The sequence below is a fragment of the Paenibacillus sp. SAFN-117 genome, from assembly GCF_051966115.1.
GTDB lineage: Bacteria > Bacillota > Bacilli > Paenibacillales > NBRC-103111 > Paenibacillus_L > Paenibacillus_L residui.
Genome location: NZ_JBQCLK010000010.1, coordinates 133,092 through 151,654 on the forward strand (window position 1 = coordinate 133,092; position 18,563 = coordinate 151,654).

General features: G+C 53.5%; 12 protein-coding genes. 3 read left to right on the plus strand and 9 right to left on the minus strand.

All coding sequences use genetic code 11. The features are described 5' to 3' along the window. The first annotated feature begins 83 nt into the window (after nucleotides 1–83). Complete coding sequence (locus ACTHRH_RS08955) at nucleotides 84–1,016, plus strand: AraC family transcriptional regulator (RefSeq protein WP_379291127.1); 933 nt, start codon at nucleotides 84–86, stop codon at nucleotides 1,014–1,016. Nucleotides 1,017–1,456: 440 nt separating this feature from the next. On the opposite strand, the gene ACTHRH_RS08960 is transcribed toward ACTHRH_RS08955, so the two are convergent. Beyond that, entirely contained in the window at nucleotides 1,457–2,446 is a 990-nt protein-coding gene (locus tag ACTHRH_RS08960; protein ID WP_440415135.1) for a Gfo/Idh/MocA family protein, read from the minus strand. 318 nt (nucleotides 2,447–2,764) lie between these two features. Further along, nucleotides 2,765–5,377, minus strand: coding sequence for an ATP-dependent helicase HrpB (gene hrpB, locus ACTHRH_RS08965; protein ID WP_440415137.1), 2,613 nt, complete (start codon nucleotides 5,375–5,377; stop codon nucleotides 2,765–2,767). 403 nt (nucleotides 5,378–5,780) lie between these two features. Here hrpB and ACTHRH_RS08970 point away from each other — a divergent pair, with 403 nt between their 5' ends. Beyond that, a complete protein-coding gene (locus ACTHRH_RS08970) occupies nucleotides 5,781–6,320 on the plus strand; it encodes a histidine phosphatase family protein (RefSeq protein ID WP_144935148.1) in 540 nt (179 codons plus the stop codon). A 9-nt stretch (nucleotides 6,321–6,329) separates the two neighbouring features. Here the strand turns inward: ACTHRH_RS08970 and ACTHRH_RS08975 are convergent, their stop codons facing one another. The 7 genes from ACTHRH_RS08975 to ACTHRH_RS09005 form a co-directional block, all read right to left on the minus strand. Then, on the minus strand, nucleotides 6,330–8,390 hold the full coding sequence (locus tag ACTHRH_RS08975) for a hypothetical protein (RefSeq protein WP_379289003.1): 2,061 nt from the start codon (nucleotides 8,388–8,390) through the stop codon (nucleotides 6,330–6,332). Between the two features lie 414 nt (nucleotides 8,391–8,804). Then, nucleotides 8,805–9,272 carry a Rieske (2Fe-2S) protein gene (locus ACTHRH_RS08980; protein WP_313960577.1) on the minus strand — a complete coding sequence of 156 codons (468 nt, stop codon included), beginning with the start codon at nucleotides 9,270–9,272 and terminating at the stop codon, nucleotides 8,805–8,807. Nucleotides 9,273–9,344: 72 nt separating this feature from the next. After that, nucleotides 9,345–10,400, minus strand: a complete 1,056-nt coding sequence (locus ACTHRH_RS08985) for an amidohydrolase family protein (RefSeq protein WP_144935155.1) — start codon at nucleotides 10,398–10,400, stop codon at nucleotides 9,345–9,347. 661 nt (nucleotides 10,401–11,061) lie between these two features. After that, nucleotides 11,062–12,630 carry an extracellular solute-binding protein gene (locus tag ACTHRH_RS08990; protein WP_379289000.1) on the minus strand — a complete coding sequence of 523 codons (1,569 nt, stop codon included), beginning with the start codon at nucleotides 12,628–12,630 and terminating at the stop codon, nucleotides 11,062–11,064. A gap of 141 nt (nucleotides 12,631–12,771) precedes the next feature. Continuing rightward, a complete protein-coding gene (locus ACTHRH_RS08995; protein WP_144935159.1) occupies nucleotides 12,772–13,632 on the minus strand; it encodes a carbohydrate ABC transporter permease in 861 nt (286 codons plus the stop codon). A gap of 19 nt (nucleotides 13,633–13,651) precedes the next feature. Then, entirely contained in the window at nucleotides 13,652–14,545 is an 894-nt protein-coding gene (locus ACTHRH_RS09000) for an ABC transporter permease (protein WP_144935181.1), read from the minus strand. 300 nt (nucleotides 14,546–14,845) lie between these two features. Continuing rightward, a complete protein-coding gene (locus tag ACTHRH_RS09005; RefSeq protein WP_440415157.1) occupies nucleotides 14,846–17,164 on the minus strand; it encodes a helix-turn-helix domain-containing protein in 2,319 nt (772 codons plus the stop codon). 220 nt (nucleotides 17,165–17,384) lie between these two features. On the opposite strand from ACTHRH_RS09005, the gene ACTHRH_RS09010 reads away from it, so the two are divergent. After that, nucleotides 17,385–18,248, plus strand: a complete 864-nt coding sequence (locus ACTHRH_RS09010) for a polysaccharide deacetylase family protein (protein ID WP_440415142.1) — start codon at nucleotides 17,385–17,387, stop codon at nucleotides 18,246–18,248. Nucleotides 18,249–18,563 lie beyond the last annotated feature (315 nt).

Genomic DNA, 18,563 nt, shown 5'->3' on the forward strand with positions numbered 1-18,563 from the left:
GAGAGCACGGATGACTGTGAAGAAATAAACGAATCGACGAAAATGAGAGCCAAGAGGCAAACCAAGGGAAAGGAGCCAACGAAATGGCTGACCAAGCAAGGGATAAGAGTTTCGGAGGAATGACGGTCAAACGAACGGTGGAGCTAACCAGCGGCGAACTGTTTTTCCGGGAATTTCTCCCCATATATGTCAATCGGGTAAGCGAATCCTTTCAATTGGCGGAACATTTTCACGATTTCGCGGAAATTTGCTATGTCGCGGAAGGGCAGGGCTTTCATTACGTCGACAACGAGACATTATCGGTCACGGCTGGCGACGTCTTTTTTATCCCTATCGGTACCGCCCATGTCTTTCGACCCGTCAGCTTGCAGCAGGACCGTTCCTTGGTAGTTTATAACTGTATTTTTCAAACTGAACAGCTCCAACAATTAACCGTCTATCCGTTGGAAGAGGAAATCGCTGTGTTATTAAGCGGAAATCTGCAGAACGGGAAACGATGGCTGCATATTCGTGAACAGGATGGAGAATTCAAATATGTTATGCATCGTCTGCTCACAGAATACGATACGAAGAAGCCCGGCTACCGCTCTCAACTGCTTGCTTGCCTTCTCGAGCTTCTGATTCTTCTCCAGCGCCTGCAGCAGCCGGCCGGTAAGGCCACTTCTCCCGAAATAATCGACAAAATTACGGCCATGAAACAATATATCTACCTACATTTTCAGCAGCCTATTACCATTTCAGATGTAGCTGCCGCTGCCAACATCAGCCCCCGCCAAGGACAACGCTTGTTCAAGCAGATCATGGGGACGACCATCCTGAGCTACATACAAGAACAGCGTATTCGTCATGCCTGCGAACTCTTAAGCCGCCCCAAAACGACGGTTCTGGAAGCGGCACTTCATTGCGGCTATGAAGATTTAAAGCATTTCGGCCAATTGTTTAAAAAGCACACCGGAGTCACCCCCCGCCAATACCGCTTGCTAAGGCAAAAGGATCGGGGTTCGTTCTCTCATTAGGACTGATAGAGATAGCCTATCTCCGAACTATGATCTGCCGGACGCAATAAAGATGCATAGGTTAAACCGCATGGTCACTTGTACAGCGTTACAAAAGAACCTCTATGCAGCATCGCAACATAAGTCGGAGGCAGGGAACGATTTGCGAAAAAACTGTAGTGGACACCAGCGCCGTTATTTGTGTCGATTGAGGTATTTTCCCCGTGTAACGGACTGAGGGAACGTTATTTGACGAAAATAGACTTCAAATGACCTCCGGAACGGTCAATAACGGCCCTCATGTCCGTTAGAATGCCAAAAGGGAGCAAATCCGATCATTAACGGCTTCCATGTCCGTTACACCTGCGCATCATAACGATCATGAACAGCTTGACTTACTTGGAACAACGCATACAAAACACTCATGGTTTCTTATGCACGTTACATTGTAATAAGCCCAGCTAAGCCAGCGAGTCAGCAGGGAAGACCAGGCCGACTTGCCTTCTGGCCTCATCAGTAATCTCCATGACGGACAAAGAATTGGCATGCGAATTGACGGAGGATTCGAGCTCGCCGCTTTTTATCAAATGGACAAACTCCTGAACCTCGTACTTCATCGTGTTCCCTGTCTGCTCGCGGGTAATTTCCTCAACCGTCCCGTCCTTGTAGCGAATTTCCACTTTCCCCGGCTGATTGATCCGATCGATAACCATCGTCCCGTTTTCTCCCTGAATTTCGGCGGGCAGATACGAATTCGTTATTTTCGAATACATGATGACCGCGTCCATCTCTTTATATTTCAACAGCAAACTCCCTTCTCCGTCCACCCCCGACTCGAGCATGACGGCGTTCGCCCGGGTCAGCTCGGGCCTTCCGAACAGAACGACCATCGGGTAAATGCAGTAGACCCCCAGGTCCATTAAAGAACCATTGGAAAACGCAGGGTTAAACGCATTGAGCACCGTTCCTTGTTTAAACGCATCATAGCGCGAAGAGTATTGGCAATAGCTTGCAAAATATCGCCGAATGGGCCCAAGCTTATGGAGATTGTCCTGAATGGCGCGAAAATTGGGGAGCAGGGTGGACTTTAAAGCCTCCATCAGGAGTACGTTATGTTTTGCCGCCGTCTCTATCATTTTTTTCATTTCCCGGGCGTGGGAGGCTATCGGTTTTTCGCACAAAACATGCTTGCCGTGTTCCATGCAAAGAATGGCCTGTTCCGCGTGACAAGAGGTCGGGCTCGCGATATAGACAGCGTCGAATTCATCGCTGGCGGCCATTTTTTCTAAATCGGTAAATCGATTCGGGATGCCGTGCTTGGCGGCATACTCTCGGGCCCGCTCTTCCGTCCGTGAATAGACGGCAGTCAAGTCCACCAGACCGGTCTCACGGGCGGCTTGGATGAAGCTGTCGGTAATCCAGTTGGTTCCAATCACTGCAAATCGGATCATAGCTATGTTGCCTCCTTAGAGCGTAAATCGAGAAAATGTATGAGCTGTAAACAAGGCAATACGTATATGGACAGCCCAAATTAAGAACGCGATGCCTCCCATTATTCAAAAAAATAGAGCGGGACAAACCGGCAAACGATCCGGGAGGATCCTGCCCATATGTCCCTTCCCCTTGTGAAAACAGATCGATTGGGTATCCTTATCCCCAGCGTCAATATGGACCCTTTCCCCGGACCAAGGACTACTCGCCGCTCTTCTCCTTCTTCGGTCAGCGTTATCAAGCGTGCCGGGGGGGGGAAAGCGCATCCCGAATATTCGCTAATTCCCCTGATTCCGGGGGCGGGTACGGTTAGTCGGGACGGCGCTGCGCGGGTCGTCGGGCCAATAGTGCTTCGGATAGCGGCCTTTGAGGTCTTTTTTCACCTCGAAGTATGCGTTTTGCCAGAAGCTGGCCAGATCCTGCGTCACCTGTACCGGGCGCTGAGCCGGCGATAACAGATGCAGCGTCAATGCGATTCTTCCCCGCATGATGCGAGGCGTCTCCGCAAGCCCGAACAGCTCCTGAAGCCGGACGGCCAGCACGGGGGAAGCGGGATCGCTGTAATCGACGGGAATGCGCGAACCGCTGGGAACGACGATATGGGTCGGGGCCAGCTCGTCCAATTCCCGGCGCCGCTCCCAGGAGAGCATCGCCTCCAGGATGGCCGCCAGGTCGAGCCGCTGCAGCTCCTCCCGGCTCTTCAGGCCGTACAAATGCGGGCCGAGCCAGCCGGCCAGGTCAGCGCCGAGCGCCGCGTCGCATACGTCCGGCCAGCCCGGGTCATGGCGCTGCACGAAGCACAGACGCTGCTGGAGCCGCCGGGCCGCCCTGGACCACGGCAGGATCGCCAGCCCTTCCGCGGCGATTCCCTGCAGCAGAGCCTGCAAGGCGGCCTCCGGGTCCGGGTCGGCCAGCGGCGCATCCTGCAGCACCAACGCGCCCAGCCGCTCGCGCCGCCTCGCCCGCACCGCCTGCGCCGAGCGGTCCCAAGCGACCGATTCCTCCACAACGATCCGCTCGGCGAATCGTTGCTTCAGGTCGCTTAGCTCCACCGGCGCAGCCAGGCCGATGCGGCCATCCGCCCCCTGGTCGTCCAGCTCGGCCACGACCAGCCAGGGCTCCTGGCCGAGCGGCTGCGGGGCGGCGAACGCGGCTCCGCGGCCGCTGGCCAGCAGGAAGCGGCCGCCTGCCTTCCGCTGCGCGATGCGGTCGGGATAGGCGAACGCCAGCAGCAATCCGCTGGCATCGATATCGCTTCCCCGACCCGGCTCCGCAGCGGGCGGCCCGCCGGCGCTGCCTTCGCGCCCCGGCCCGGAAGCGGGCAGGCCGAGCGTGCGCTTCCAGCGGCTGGCCTCGGCGGCGATCCGCCGGCAAGCGGCCGGGTCCGCGCCGTAGCCGTGCGCCTGAGCCGCGCTTCGGCCATGCACCGCGGCCGCTTGGCCCGGTCGCCCGGGCCCGCCGGAGGCGTCGGCGGCGCGCAGCGCCTCCACCCTGAGGCGCACGTCCGCATCGGCCGCGGCTTGACGGCCGCGCAGCGGATCGCGCTCGCTCAGCAGCGCCGCCAGCTCGCAGGCCAGGTCCCCCAGGCCGAGCGGAATCGCTTGGAGGACCATATGCGCGAGCCGCGGGTGGAGCCCAAGCTCGGCCATTCGCTTCCCGTGCGGGGTGACGGCCCCGTCTTCGCTCAGCGCTCCAAGCTGGCCGAGCAGCTCCCGCGCCTGAGCCAGAGCCCCGGCGGGCGGGGCGTCCAGCCAGCGCAGCTCCTGCGGGTCGGCGCCCCACACGGCGAGCTCGAGCGCCAGCGGAGCGAGGTCCGCCTCGAGCATCTCCGGCAGGCTCTGCGGTGCCAGCCGCCGGTTGTTCTCTTCCGTCCACAGACGGTAGCACACTCCCGGCCCCTGACGGCCCGCACGCCCCCGGCGCTGGTCGGCGGACGCCCTCGACACCGGCACGGTCTCGAGCCTCGTCATTCCCGTGCGCGGCGAGAACCGGGGAACGCGCATCAGCCCGCTGTCCACGACAACGCGCACTCCCTCGACCGTCAGACTGGTCTCGGCAATGGACGTCGCCAGCACGACCTTGCGCTCTCCCGGCGGACAAGGGGCGATCGCCCGGTCCTGCTCCTCCGCCGACAGCCCTCCGTATAGCGGAGCAATGCGGACAGTTCGCGCCATACCTTGCTCTTCCAGCCTCTCCGCCACTCGCCGAATTTCGCCGGCCCCCGGCAGAAACACAAGCAGATCGCCCGGTTCGTCCTGCAGCGCCTTAACTATACTTCTCGTCACAGCCGCTTCTATCGATCCTTCCGGCCGTTGCGGCAAATAACGGGTTTCCACGGGATAGGCCCTTCCTTCACTGGCCACTACCGGCGCATCCTCCAGCAGCCGGGCTATCGCTTCGGCATCCAGAGTTGCCGACATGACCAATATTTTCAAATCTTCGCGAAGGATCGCCTGCGATTGCAAACAGAGCGCGAGCCCCAAATCAGCGTGCAGGCTGCGCTCATGAAATTCATCGAAGATGACCAGCCCCACATCCTCCAGAGACGGATCTTCCTGGAGAAGACGGGTCAGAACCCCTTCCGTTATAACCTCTATCCTCGTCTCCGGGCCTACCCGCGTATCCAGTCTGACCCGATACCCTACCGTCAGGCCCACCGGCTCTCCAAGAGTGGCCGACATATATTGTGCAGCCGCCCGGGCAGCCAAGCGGCGCGGTTCCAGCATAAGAATACGGCGCCCCTTGAGCCAAGGCTCGTCCAATAAAGCCAAGGGAACGCGAGTCGTCTTCCCGGCCCCCGGATCGGCCAGGAGGACGGCATTGGGATTAAGCCGCAGCTTCTCCTTCAGCTCCGGCAGCACTTTTTCGATAGGCAATGATGATGTCGTCATGGCAGGCTACCTTTCCATGGTAATGATTGAATTCTACAATAAAAGATTAACGGAAGGTTGTCCAGCCGTCACCCGAAAGCCTTTGATCCTGGCCGCAGAACGGAATTTTTGGGAAGCCCGGCGCTCGAAAATTACGGATGCTTTACTAACCGTCAGGACCCGGGATCATTCTCCTCAAATGAGAGTTTGCAACGAGAGTCTCCATAATTTACCGGGCCGTCAACGAAGAAGTACCTAATTCTAGAGCGATAATGCACGTCTTTTTGGAGAAAAGTCGTCGCATACCTGATTCTAGAGCAATAGTGCACGTCTTTGGAGCGATTTTTAGCGAAATGGCCCCATTTTGTGAAAAAGACCTGCACATTTGACCGTCTTTCGCCTTCTTTTGGTAGCGTCAAGAAGTTTGTGTAAGCTGGTAGGGTTATCCATCGGGACGGATGCCGGGCTGACAGATACCGGATTGGAGCAAGCCGACAAGCTCGCTGATTTTTTCTCCGATAAATCTATCGATTATATTATTTCCAGTCCGTATGAAAGAGCGTTCCGGACTATAGAGCCGTTTGCCGTCCGCCGGGGGCTGGAAATCAAGCTGGATTCACGTTTAACCGAAAGAGTGTTGTCGGGAAAGAATCATTCGGAGTGGCGTGATATGCTTCGCAAAACCTACGATGATCTGGACTTAAGCTACGAAGGCGGGGAGTCCGGTAACGAGGCGATAGGCCGTGCCGTTACCGTAATCAGGGAAATCCTTGATGGTCCATACAAAAATGCCGTGGTCGTTTCCCATGGGAATCTGCTGTCTCTGCTTCTGAAATCTTATGACAGCCGGATCGGCTATTCGGAATGGGAAGCCATGTCCAATCCGGATGTCTATCATCTGTCCTTTGCCGGCGAATCCGAAACTCCCGTTATCCGGCGGATTTGGGCGGATTCCCCCCTTTAATTTTCCTTATTATGAATGGGCCGCTGTCGCTGTCCGTTGAATCGCCTCTTTATTTTCCCACAGAAGTGTGCGTAAATTGGATTTCGAGCCCTGAATGATATAATGCGGAATGCGGCACTGCTTGGCAATCTCCACGCAGCTCCAGGTCGCTCGGTGGGAAGTCGCGGTAATCAGCATGAACAGGGCCTGGGCGCGGCGCAAATCGGCATGGATTCGCTCAGGACTGTCCCCATTATCATGAACGAGCTCGGCCCCGGTCTCCGATACGACCGATTCAAACCATTTGGCCTGTCCGCCAATAATGACAATTTTGCAGCCTGTCAGGAAAGGCTCCGGCTTGCTTTTATCCGTTTTCGCCGTCCATGAGGCCTGCTTCTGCCGATCCAGTTTTTTCTTTATCCCTTCGTCTCCTTGGGACGACTTTCGATAGAGCTTGGAAAGCCGGGCGTAATGCCCGTCCACAGCTACATTGAACAAACAGGGATCACCATCCGAAGGACCCTGTACTTCCACATCGCGATAGTGAATCGGGTAGCGGTTCTCCGGGTTGTTCATATCCACACAGTAGAATGTAAAATGCTCCCCCAGCTCCACATACCCGCTGAACTGGTTAATCGGAGCGTAGGTATCGTCCCCTTGCAGCAGCAGCTCGATTTCATAATGAATAACGCCGGATTCCTGTTCATATGGCCTGCATCTGACCTCCGCCTCATGCTCCAAACGATAATGATGAACCATGGATTCCGTAATATTAAACACTTCTCCATGCTCCAGCACAATATAACCGCCATGATCCCGCCTATAAAAGGTGCCGCCAAACCATGCTGCGGTTTCTTCCCGGGAAGGAGCCGACTCTTCCAGCGATAGGGCCTCTTCCTTTCCTTCTTCCGAAGCCGGGGAGTAAACCGCCGTAGGTACCGCATCCTTCTTCGGGTTCATAACGGCAGACTGGGAAGACATAGGGCCTTCTTCATGCAGGTATCGCTCCAGGGAGTCGATCATATCGAATAAAGAGCGAATATGACGGCGAATAGCCGCGCCGCTGCTCCGGTCCGGAAGGGGCTGTCCCAGCTTCCGGCACCATTGTTCCGCTTCCTGAGTGAGTCCGGCAGCCAGCCTTTCCGCCAGCTCGCGGGGGTCCGCCGACCGCTGCTTGAATTCCAGCAAACGGTGCTTCGCCTGCTTCAGCTCCCGTTCCGCCGCCGCGGCACTTTCCTGATATCCCGCCAGCGAGCTTTCCAGCGCGCGAAGCCGGGAAAGAAGCTCCATTTTTTCGCTGCCCAGCACCTCGTTACGCAGCCTCTGCTCCGCCAGCAAAGCTTGCAGGCGTAACACTTCCTCCTGTGAAGCGGAGGCTTCCGCCGATAGTTTCTGTTTTTCTTCGCTAAGCCGTTCCGCCCATCTTTCCTTCACGCGTAATTGTTTGCGCAAATGATCGGATTCCTGCTCGGCTTTAAGCCGGAGGTCCGATTCCCGCTTCAGCCTTCGTTCTACAGCGGCATGCTTGCCGGGATCGATGAAAGAGCGGCAAGCCTCATCATTAGCTGTATCAGGCTGTGGAGCCGGTTCCGTCCTCCCCGCTTGAACCTCCTTGACGGCGGCAAGCTGCTGCAGCCGTTCCTCCGTCTCCTCGGTACGTTCCGGGTGCAGACGCAGGGCCCAATAGTAATGCCAATGCCCGTACTGTTTTATTTTTGCTTCTTGGGCCTCAAGGAACTCCTCCACGTAATCCCCTGCTTCCTCGTAGAGGTCCATTACAGTAAGCAGAATGGCCGTCAACAGCTTTTGCTTCCCTGACGTTTGCCGCAATTTGGAAAGCAGAAGCTTGTAAAACACGGCATCCGGAAAAGCTCTTCTGGGGGAGGCGGTGAGCGGCAGCTCCAGCTGCCTGGCCATATTTCGCTTCTCCACCGGGGACAATTCCTGAACCAGGGAATGGAACGCTTCGGTGTTGAAAGGCTGAGCCGCTTCCTCCAGAATTCTCTGCCTGAAAGGCTGCGACTGCCCCGCCCATTCGTCGGCTTCCTGTGGAGGCACTCCTATCAAACGGGCCAATTTTTTCGTGTTCAAAGGCATCCCTCCTTTTCTGGACAATTGGTAAAATGGGTTCTCTGGTTAAGAGCTATATCAATGCGGCATTCCGCCGAGGTGTTAACAAATTTTTCGGTTCCAATAAGTTCCACAAACAATATGACGTTGATATATTCGATATTTTGTCAGTAATCCCTTCTCCTCGATTTAATAAAATAATACAATAATCTCTGCCCTTCGGAACGGTGTGGTTACCGTGCAAAATGTTATTAAACAATAGGAAAACCGCCCAATCCTAGGCGGCTGAACACTTCAATCCTAATCTTGCTTTATCAATCGCTTTTTAAACGACTCACTTTCCTTTTTCCGTATGGTGGCCAAACCGAAAAGAAGAAGTCCCTCAGTCATTGACGATCTTGATGACTTCAGAGACCTCTTTATCCCTTTTACACCCTACTTCAGCACAATCCCGATTTTTCCGTCTTGAATTTCGATAGGGTAGCTTTTGGCGCGGATTTTATCGTCGATCAGGGATTTCCCGGTTTTGATCTCGAATTCCCAGCCGTGCCATGGACAGCGGACAATCTCGCCGGATTTGCCGAATTCGTATTGATAGACTCTTGACGGCATCGTCGTTCCGCACACGATTCCCCTGCACAGGGGCGCTCCCTGGTGGGGGCAGTAGTTGTACAATGCATAGTATTGACCGTCGATTAGATAAACGCCGATCTCGCGGCCCCCTATGTTAACGATGACATGCCCGCCCTCCGGCACATCTCCTTCGTTCAATACATAATGTACCGCCATTTTCCCCCTCCGTCCGGATAGAATCAAATCGGTTTTACCTCTGGTTGGAGCCAAGCTGGTCCATTGCATACCGTGAAACCGCTGCTGCTTGTCGTACAAAAGCTGCTGTCTCATGACAAGAAAATCTGTCTCCCAAGTCTCCCGAGTCTCCCAGACTGCTGCCGGTCCTTCGATCTTCCCGCTATACTAAAGCTTGTAAAGCTGCTTGGCATTTTCGTATAGTACCTTCCTTCTTGCATCCGGGCTTAACTTGCGGAGGACGGCGGAAGGCGGATCGAAATCCCAATGCGGATAATCGCTTGAGTAGAGAATCATATTCTCGGCGTCGACCATGTTCAGCAGGTCGACCAGATGCTGCGGATTATCCGGCTCTTCGATAGGCTGGGTCGTCAGATAGCAGTGCTCGCGAATATACTGGCTGGGCAGCTTCTTCAGCCACGGCACCTGGGAGCGCAATGCCTTGTAGTTTTTGTCCAGCCGCCACATGACATGCGGCAGCCAGGCCATTCCTCCTTCAATGAGGACAACCTTCAGGCCGGGAAATTTCTCGAATACTCCTTCGCACACCATGCTGACCAGATGGGCCATGAACATCTGCGACAAGCATGTATGCCATTCGATGTACCACGTCGGATACCCTGCAGCAGTCGGCGCGGTAGCCCCGCCCGCTCCTTCCGCACCCGGATGAAGGGCGACAGGCAGCCCGTTCCTCTCCGCCGCTTCGTAGATCGGGTGGTATTGCCGCTGTCCCAGAGGCGAGCGGGCCGCACTGGAAATGATGACTTCGACGATATCGGGATGCCCGCCGATCCGGTCGATCTCCCTGGCCGCAAGCTGCGGGTCCTGGGTAGCTACGGCTGCAGCCCCCTTGAAGGCTCGGTGCTTGCCCAGCCATTCCGCAATGAGGTAGTCGTTGTAAGCGGAGCATATAGCGGCGGCAAAATCCGGATCATGTGTGGTCGAGATATTATAGACCACGCCCGTCAAAATCGCATACTCGACATTGTAGGGCTCTATCAATTGCTTGATCATGAGCTCCGGATCCGAGCCCGCCTTGCCGCCGCCTGGAGGGATCGAGTCCCTCCGCATCACACCGACGGGAGAATAGTAGCCGGAGTACGAGTAGCCTACGCCGCTGCGGGCCACCCTGCTCTTCCACGGCTCCGGCAGATAAGGAACAAGATCGGCATCGTTCTGTTCATTATGGACATCGGCATCGATGACCTTGTAATTCTCCGCCATATGCTAAGCTCCTTTGCAAAATGATCTATTTTTGCCTAGGTCCCCAATAATAAAACGGTAACGGACCTGAGAGACCCTATTTCGTTAAAATAGGACGTTTTTTTTAAATATAAGAAAGTATAAGTTTTCATCTATACCTGTTCTTATATTTCATCGGTAAACGCGCCCGTCCTAAGGACGGCGATAGCCGTTTATCCTTGGGGTAACGGAAACAGATGCACTTATTTCATAGAATATCTCGTATTTCCGCCCTGTTTTTTGCGAATAAGGTCATTGGAGTCCGTTAGCCGGTCGAAAAGGCAATCTTGAGCCGATTAAGGTCCTACGTTTCCGTTAGAACGCGGTCGATAAAGACCACCTTCGAGCCGACCAGGTCTTAGGCATAAGTGTCCATCAGCGTGGTCGAAAAGGAGGCCCCCTCCTCCGGCCGTCATTCCTACCAGGGCTGTTCAACCTATTCAAGAGGGAGACCTCTACGCTTCCACAGGACGTCTTTCCCGGGACTGTTCAAATTCGAGGCCCCCTCCTCCGGCCGTCACTCCTACCAAGGCTGTTCAACTTATTGGAGTGGGAGACCTCTACGCTTCCACGGGACGTCTTTCCCTGGGCTGTTCAAAATGCGAGGTCCTCTCTCCACCTACCGGGCCATCACACCAGTTGCTTACTTGGAGCCATAGGTTCGCTGGTATGCCGTATTGTACATTTCAAGCAGCTCGTCGGCGCCCAGCTTCTTGGCCTGATCGAGAAATTGCTGGTAGGTGTCGTCGTTAATCGGGGTTTTCCCGGTGACGAACTCCGTAATCTTCTGCTCCAAATATTTGTTCAGGTTGTTCAGCTTCGACTTCTCCAGCTCCATCTCTTCCTCCGTCTTGACAATCGCTTTAGGCGCTGGAATGATATATTTCTCGTATCTGGCGTTAATGGCTTTGCTCTTCTCGTTCAAGCCGCTCTCCCACGCGGCCCGGGCTTTGGCATTATTGAGGGAAATATGATCATACCAGACCCCATAGTCACGGCGCAGAGGGACATACGGGCTGTTCCCGAATTCCTCCATGAACCTTGGTTTTCCGTCTTCAATCGTATACGTTTTGCCGAGAATCCCGAGTGAGAGATAATTGGAACCTTCTTCGCTTACCAGATAATCCAGGAACTTGACCGCCGCTTCCTTATCCTTGACTTTGGCGGATATCGCCCGGCCGCTGCCTCCCACGAGCGAACGCGAATATTGATAGTTCTTGATTCCGTCGGCGGCGAATTGCGGAATCGCATCGAGCTCATACTCCTGGCTTCCGCTGGCCGTGCGTCCTTTCTCGGTTAACGGATCAATATCCGCTTTCCAGAAATAAGTGACGAGAGATTTCCCGGACAGTATCCGCTCCTCCCACTGGGCCCCGGTCAGCAGCGAATACTCGGGATCCAGCAGCTTTTCGGCATACAGCTTATTCAAATAAATGAGGGCATCCTTATACCCTTCGTGGTATGGGGCGAAGGCGTATTTTTCCTCGTCCGGGAGGAGATTGAAGAAGCCTTGAATGCCGGTGAAGGCTCTGCCGAACACTGTGTACAGCCCGGTATCCCCGATCGGTGAGTTGGCCGTGAGCGGATAGGAATCCGGATGCTTCTCCTTCAACGCTTTCAGAAATTCGTAGAACTCATCCAGACTTTCGGGCGGCTTCAACCCATATTTGTCTATCAAATCCTTGCGGGCCATCCAGACGAAGTTGAAGCCTTTGCCCTCGGGGTCTCCCTCCAGCACCGGCACAGTATAAATTCCGCCATCCGGTCCGGTGGCCAACGCTTTCGCTTCCGGGAAATCGTCATAGAACTTTTTCAGATTGGGGGCAATATCCAGATAATCCTTCAAATTGAGGAACACCTTCTCCGGACCGTGCTCCCTGCCTTCCTGGGTGCTTACCTGAATAAAATCGGTGACGGAATTCGTCGCGATCATAATCTGTTTCTTTTCATTGATCCCCTCCTGACTGACAACCTGAAATTCGACCTTAACCCCGGTTTTGGCTTCAATTTCCTTGAAAATTTCCCAGTCGTCCCGGACCCGCCCCTCTGTCCGGTCATAGACCAGCCATGTGAAGGTGATCGGCTTCGGACCCGGGCCTTCCGCTCCGCCGGGCGTCTCGGCTGCCGTCCCTCCCTTGCCTCCACTGCAGCCTGCCGCCAGCCCGCCAAGCATAACGGTGGAGAGCGTAATCGCTAACGTTCTTTTGTTCACCTTGCTCGCCTCCTCTTTATTTAGGTTTTGGTCAGAAGGTCCGGTAAGTGATTATTCATACTTGAGACCGGACTTCCCGTCACCGCAGGCACAGAAGACTTCCTGTACTCTCGCGCTTCTGCTTACCGCTTGCCGAAGCGGTCACCCTTTGATCCCCCCGATCATGCTGCCTTGAATAAAGTATTTTTGGATAAACGGATAAATGCACAAGATCGGCAAAGTAGCGATAATGATCATGGCGTACTTCATCGTTTCCATATGGCTCATGTCTCCTTCGCCCTGCACGTTGGAGCCGGCGATCAGAATGTTGCGGAGCATGATTTGCAGAGGATACATGCTGCGGTCGTTGAGATAAATCAGCGCGTCAAAAAACGCGTTCCACTGGTTAACGGCGGTATATAACCCGATCGTGGCCAGCACCGGAAGCGACAGCGGGAGAACAATCCGCAGCAGCACCTGAATCGTCCCGCAGCCGTCGATCGTGGCGGCATCCTCCAGCTCTTCGGGAAGCGCTTCGAAGAAAGTCCGCATAATAAACAGATGCCAGGTGCTGATTAGCGAAGGAAGCACGATGGCCCAGATCGTATTCAGCAGGCCGAGCTTCTGAACGACGAGGAAGGTCGGAATGAGCCCTCCGCTGAAGAGCAGGGTGAAGGCCGCCATCAGCAGGATCACTCTGCGTCCGGGAAGCCATTTCTTGGCGAGCGGGTACGCCATGGCGGAAGTCGCCATCAACGTCAGCACCGTATGAACGAAGGTATAGCGAATCGTATTCCAATAGCTCACCCACAGATCCGGATTGAACACCACTCTTTCGTAAGCAGCCAAGGTCAAGGACTTGGGCCACAGCAGCACCTGTCCGCTCACCACCATGGCATTCTCGCTGATGGAGGCGGAGAATACAAAAATCATCGGATACACCATCACGATAACCAGGCCAATCATGATCACGGTATTGAAGGCGTCAAACAGCCTGGAGGCCAGGCTTTCCCTGATTTTCATCCCGTTCCCTCCCCGCTCGTTACCATAGACTGGTCTCCGAATGTTTTCTGGCTATCCGGTTTGCGAAGACGACCAGAACGAAGCCGATGGCCGACTGGAACAACCCGACCGCCGTAGCGAAGCTGAAGTCGGCGTCCAGAATCCCTCTGCGGTAGACAAAGGTATTGATAACATCCGAGGTTTCATAGTTCATCGGATTGTACAGCAGCAGAATTTTCTGAAATCCTACCTCCATGAAATGCCCGAGATTCAGAACGAACAGAATGATCATGACGGGGATCATCCCGACGAAGGTAACGTGGCGCATTTGCTGGAAGCGGTTGGCCCCATCGATCTTGGCCGCTTCATATAAGGTCGGGTCGACTCCGGCAATCGCCGCCAAATACAGGATCGTTCCCCAGCCGACCTTCTGCCAGATTTCCGAGCCGATATATACGGTACGAAACCATTCCGGCAAGCCCAGGAACATAATCGGTTCCATGCCGAACACCTTCACCAGAATAAAATTGATGATGCCCGTGGACGGGGACAGAAACATGACGATAATCCCCGCGATAACGACCGTGGACAGAAAATGCGGCATATAACTGACACTTTGCACGAACTTTTTGAACGCTTTATTTTTAATTTCATGGAACAGAAGGGCCAGCACAATCGGCGCCGGAAAATGGAACAGCAGATCGTAAATATTCAGCATGATCGTGTTGCGGATGAGCTTCCAGGAATCCGGGGTGTAGTAGAAGAACTCGATAAAATGCTTGAAACCGACAAATTTGCTGCCGAATATTCCCCGGCCTATCGAAAAATCCTGGAAAGCGATAATGATGCCGTACATGGGCAAGTATTTAAAAATGATGTAATACAGGATGCCGGGAAGCATCAGAAAATACAGTGCCTTGTGCTTCTTCAGCATCAGCCATAAATGCGGCGGCTTCTTGCCCTTCGCTCCGGGCAGTACTGCGGCATCGGCGGTTCCGCGGTTTTCTGCTTGATCTGCCAATCATCCCCACCTCCTTACGGGAACGTTTTCATTTTATTGGTTGCTGCGGCACCTCATTTCGCGGCACCGTCTGATCGTTGTTGTGGCTTTACTATACGGAGCGGGCAAGCCGTGCGTAAAGCGCTCAATTTTGCCGGGTCGCTTTTTTTTTGCCGACAAGCCGCATAGAAAAAAGGAGACTCACGAAAAAACGGAGTCTCTTCTTTCGCACCTTTATTTTCGATGGATCGACCGGTATTTCGCCGGAGTAGTTCCTTCATATCTGCGGAAGATTCGAATGAACGAATTTCGCCCCCAATAGCCGACCTGCTCGGCAATCTCGTCGATTTTCATATCCGTCTCCAGCAAAAGCCGCTTCGCCTTGGCCAGGCGGACCTTGGCGATATACTCTACATATTTCTCGCCAACCTCTTCCTTGAACGTACGGCTGAAGTGGCCGGCCGACATGCCCATTCGCTCGGCGAATCGTTCGATGGACAATTCTTCTCCGCAGTGTTCATGAATATACTCGAGAATTTCCGCAAGCTGCCCTCTTCGGGCATCCGGCTTCTCGGCAAGGAACAACAGCGCGTGGGTTTCCCGGAAGCAGTCCCGGATCTCTTCCCAGGTTACGCAGCGGTCCAGCTTGACGAATAATCCGGAGTAGAAAGGGATGCCGAACTCGTTGCGCTCCGTCTCGACCGCTCTTATCCACGTATTTAACACATCGGAGCACAAGTATTTTACCTGAAAAGCGGTAGCGTTCTTCCTCACGCCCTCCTCCAGCAGCTCGTATACCGCCTGCAGCAGTTCGGGGTAATCGCGTGTTTTGAACCGGTTAAAAATTTTGTTCACCTCCTGCACAGACAGGAAGCTGTCCCAAGCCGCACGATCATCCCGGGCATTGTCCGGGCTGTAAATTTCGACCTCGGAACGGAGTCCCTTATACCGGAGCATAGCCAGGGCATGAGCGTAGGAAATATGCAGATCTTCTATCGTGTCGACCGTCTTGCCGATTCCGATGGTCGCTTTGTAATAGGGCTGTACAAGAATCGTCTGCAGGATCTGAGCCGCTTCCTTCGGACCGAAGGGCTTCGCGGGCTCGCTATGCACGACGCAGGCCAACAAGTCGGCCCGGGTTTGGCAGAGCCATACGGCAACGGGCATCCGCTTGCGGATGTTCTCCTTCAGCTCGGCCATCAGGAACGACCGGGACGTTTCCGACAACTGATCCAGAACGGAGGCGTAATACTGGATTTCGATACATAGCACGGTCCGGACGGCCTGCGACGGATAAGGGAAGTCAATCTCCCTGGCGTAATATTCAATGGACAATCCGTCCCGGTATTCTCCCAGCAGGATTTTGGTCATAAAGTGCTCCTGCACTATTGGGAACATTCCGCCCACCAGCCTGGACAGCTCTTTATTCTCGGAAATCAGCAATCCGGAGAACTGCTTGATGACATCGAGGTCATTCCCCTTCACCGGAAACCATGGTTTCGGTTCGGCAGCTTTATGGTGCGATTCGAGGCCGGTTTTGATCTCCAGGATCGGGGTATACAGCCTCCGGCTCAAATAATAGGATACAAGACTGCCCAATACGAGCACGAAACCGAGAAAGACGAAGCTGACCCTGCTGATCCAGCGCGCCGGCTGCAGCAGCGTCTGCAAATCGATGAGGCTGACGTAATACCAGTCATCCTTGAAATGCGACCTCATGACGGACACCGCCTGCCCGTCTTCGTTAACGAACAGGGAGCCTTCTTGGCTGGCTTGCAGGATGTCAGACCAAGAGTCTGCGTCCAGTCTCATGGAACCAGTCTGGCTAATCACCCGCCCTGAGCTGTCCAGAATAGCCGTGCCCGTCACCCATCTTTCGGTGATGCCAATATGCTCGCGCAGTTTGTCCTCATTCAAATTAACGACGAGATAGACCTCCGGGGAGCGGGTATTGAACGGATAGCTCATCAAGACGGAAATATGAGAGTACGAGGACAGGACTTGATTCGTAAACAGAGGCTTCTGGTACATCGTATGGGGTTCGGTGAAGAGCATCATTTGTTTATCGGAGAAATAGGAGAACAGAGCCGACTTCTCGGCAGGCTCCAGAGGATAATAATGTTGAAAATAAAACTCCTTGCCGGTGTATGTCTGGAAATCAATGACGAGGTCCTCATGGACAAAAAACAGATAGGCGCTGTACATCAACCCGCCCGAATCGATCTTGTTGAGCTGCTCCATCAAGGAATGGACGAGCTCGTTGCGCTGCTGGTTATCGGGGGAGTCGCCGGCTACCTGAAGAAAGCTGACCAGATTGGGGGTGCTGAGCAGATTGATCATATTTGTCTTCAACGAAGAAAATGTACGGTCCGTCTGGTCTGCAAAATTCCGCATAGTGACGTTATTCAGCTTCTCCGCATCGTCTTCGATCAGACGAACTATGAAGAAGTAGGTAAAGGTACACGCAACGATGGCGGGAATGAGGATCAAGATAAAATAGCTGGTGAAGAAACGCCAAAATAGGGCCATGTTAAAAGATCCCTGCTTGATCATACGCCTCACCCGAACAGCCCTCCTCTTCCCCCTCCTTTTCATCTGGAAGGAGCCCCACCCTAACTATACGGCTACAGTATTTTATTGTATGTGGCCATCTCGTTCTCAAGACACCTATCGAACAATGCGCAAACATAATATTAAATTTTGTCGTTTTTTGAAACTTTTCCCATTATTCGTAAGTCTATGTATATATCATTCCTAATAACAGGGGGACAAGATGGGAAAAATAGTAGTCAAGACAGTAATCTTGCTCGTTCTGGGTTATGCAATTATTTTTGCAGGCATAAGCGCTAAGGAAAATACCGGAGCCCTATGGTATCGGGACCAGGTCGCCGTATTGATGTATCATCATGTCCACGATGTGGATCAAAGCCTTGCCACCATTCCAACAGAGCTATTTTCCAGCCATTTGGACTACTTAATAGGAAAGGGCTACAATTTTATCTCTTCGCAACAATTCAAACAGTTTTTAGAAGGCGGCTCCATACCCGACAATGCTGTATTAGTTACCGTTGATGATGGATACGAAAGCTTCTTCGACCATGTTTATCCTCTGCTTAAAGAAAAGAATATTCCCGCAATTAATTTTGTAATTACTGAATTTCTGGATAATCCGTCGGGCGGAAATATCCCGTATCTGAGTCATCGCCAAGTGGAAGACATCGCATCCGCAGCCGCAGACATTGACTTCCAATGCCATTCGCACGCCCTCCACCGCAAATCGGAATCGGGAGAAGCGTTGATGATTGCTAGAATAATAGGAAAGGATGGCGTTCAAGAGACGGAAGGCGAATATAAAGAGCGCATTAAGAAGGATACTCGAACCTGCATCGACTCGCTGAATCAGAGCTATCCCAAAACTATCGATTCCTTGGCTTATCCGTATGGAATCTATGATGAGCTTGCGATCCAATTAATCAAGGAGGAAGGAATCCGATACGCTTTTACCGTTGAAGAGGGCATGGTTACGCAGCAAACCGACCCATGGCAAATTCCGCGAATCAATGCGGGAGGGCCGTGGATTACGGCGGAATCGCTGCATCAGAACATTCTCAATCATGTTGTGGCAGCAATCAAATGAACGGTTCTAAAGTGAGCCCCTACTCAGAGGAACACATCTTGGGCCATTGGGCGAACCTAAATTGCTGCGATAATACATCAATTATGAAGCGAATGGAGATGTTCGAAAGAAAAGCCTGCGAAAATACATGAATTCTCTTTCCAAATCTCTAAATCTCTACTTTAACAGGCAAAAAGATGCACTATCGGCTAGGCCCCCTAATTCCGGAGTCCGCACCATAAAAAAATAACCATGTATACTGGACAGTGAAAAGTTCTTGTCGAAAAATTCATGGGAATAAAGGTTAAAGGTGCATACAGGAAAAGTAACCCAATC

Excerpts from the sequence above, each read along its gene's own strand:
- ACTHRH_RS08955 (WP_379291127.1), top strand. The coding sequence starts at position 84 with ATGGCTGACCAAGCAAGGGATAAGAGTTTCGGAGGAATGACGGTCAAA.
- ACTHRH_RS08960 (WP_440415135.1), bottom strand. The coding sequence starts at position 2,446 with ATGATCCGATTTGCAGTGATTGGAACCAACTGGATTACCGACAGCTTC.
- hrpB (WP_440415137.1), bottom strand. The coding sequence starts at position 5,377 with ATGACGACATCATCATTGCCTATCGAAAAAGTGCTGCCGGAGCTGAAG.
- ACTHRH_RS08980 (WP_313960577.1), bottom strand. The coding sequence starts at position 9,272 with ATGAGACAGCAGCTTTTGTACGACAAGCAGCAGCGGTTTCACGGTATG.
- ACTHRH_RS08985 (WP_144935155.1), bottom strand. The coding sequence starts at position 10,400 with ATGGCGGAGAATTACAAGGTCATCGATGCCGATGTCCATAATGAACAG.
- ACTHRH_RS08995 (WP_144935159.1), bottom strand. The coding sequence starts at position 13,632 with ATGAAAATCAGGGAAAGCCTGGCCTCCAGGCTGTTTGACGCCTTCAAT.
- ACTHRH_RS09000 (WP_144935181.1), bottom strand. The coding sequence starts at position 14,545 with ATGCTGAAGAAGCACAAGGCACTGTATTTTCTGATGCTTCCCGGCATC.
- ACTHRH_RS09005 (WP_440415157.1), bottom strand. The coding sequence starts at position 17,164 with ATGATCAAGCAGGGATCTTTTAACATGGCCCTATTTTGGCGTTTCTTC.
- ACTHRH_RS09010 (WP_440415142.1), top strand. The coding sequence starts at position 17,385 with ATGGGAAAAATAGTAGTCAAGACAGTAATCTTGCTCGTTCTGGGTTAT.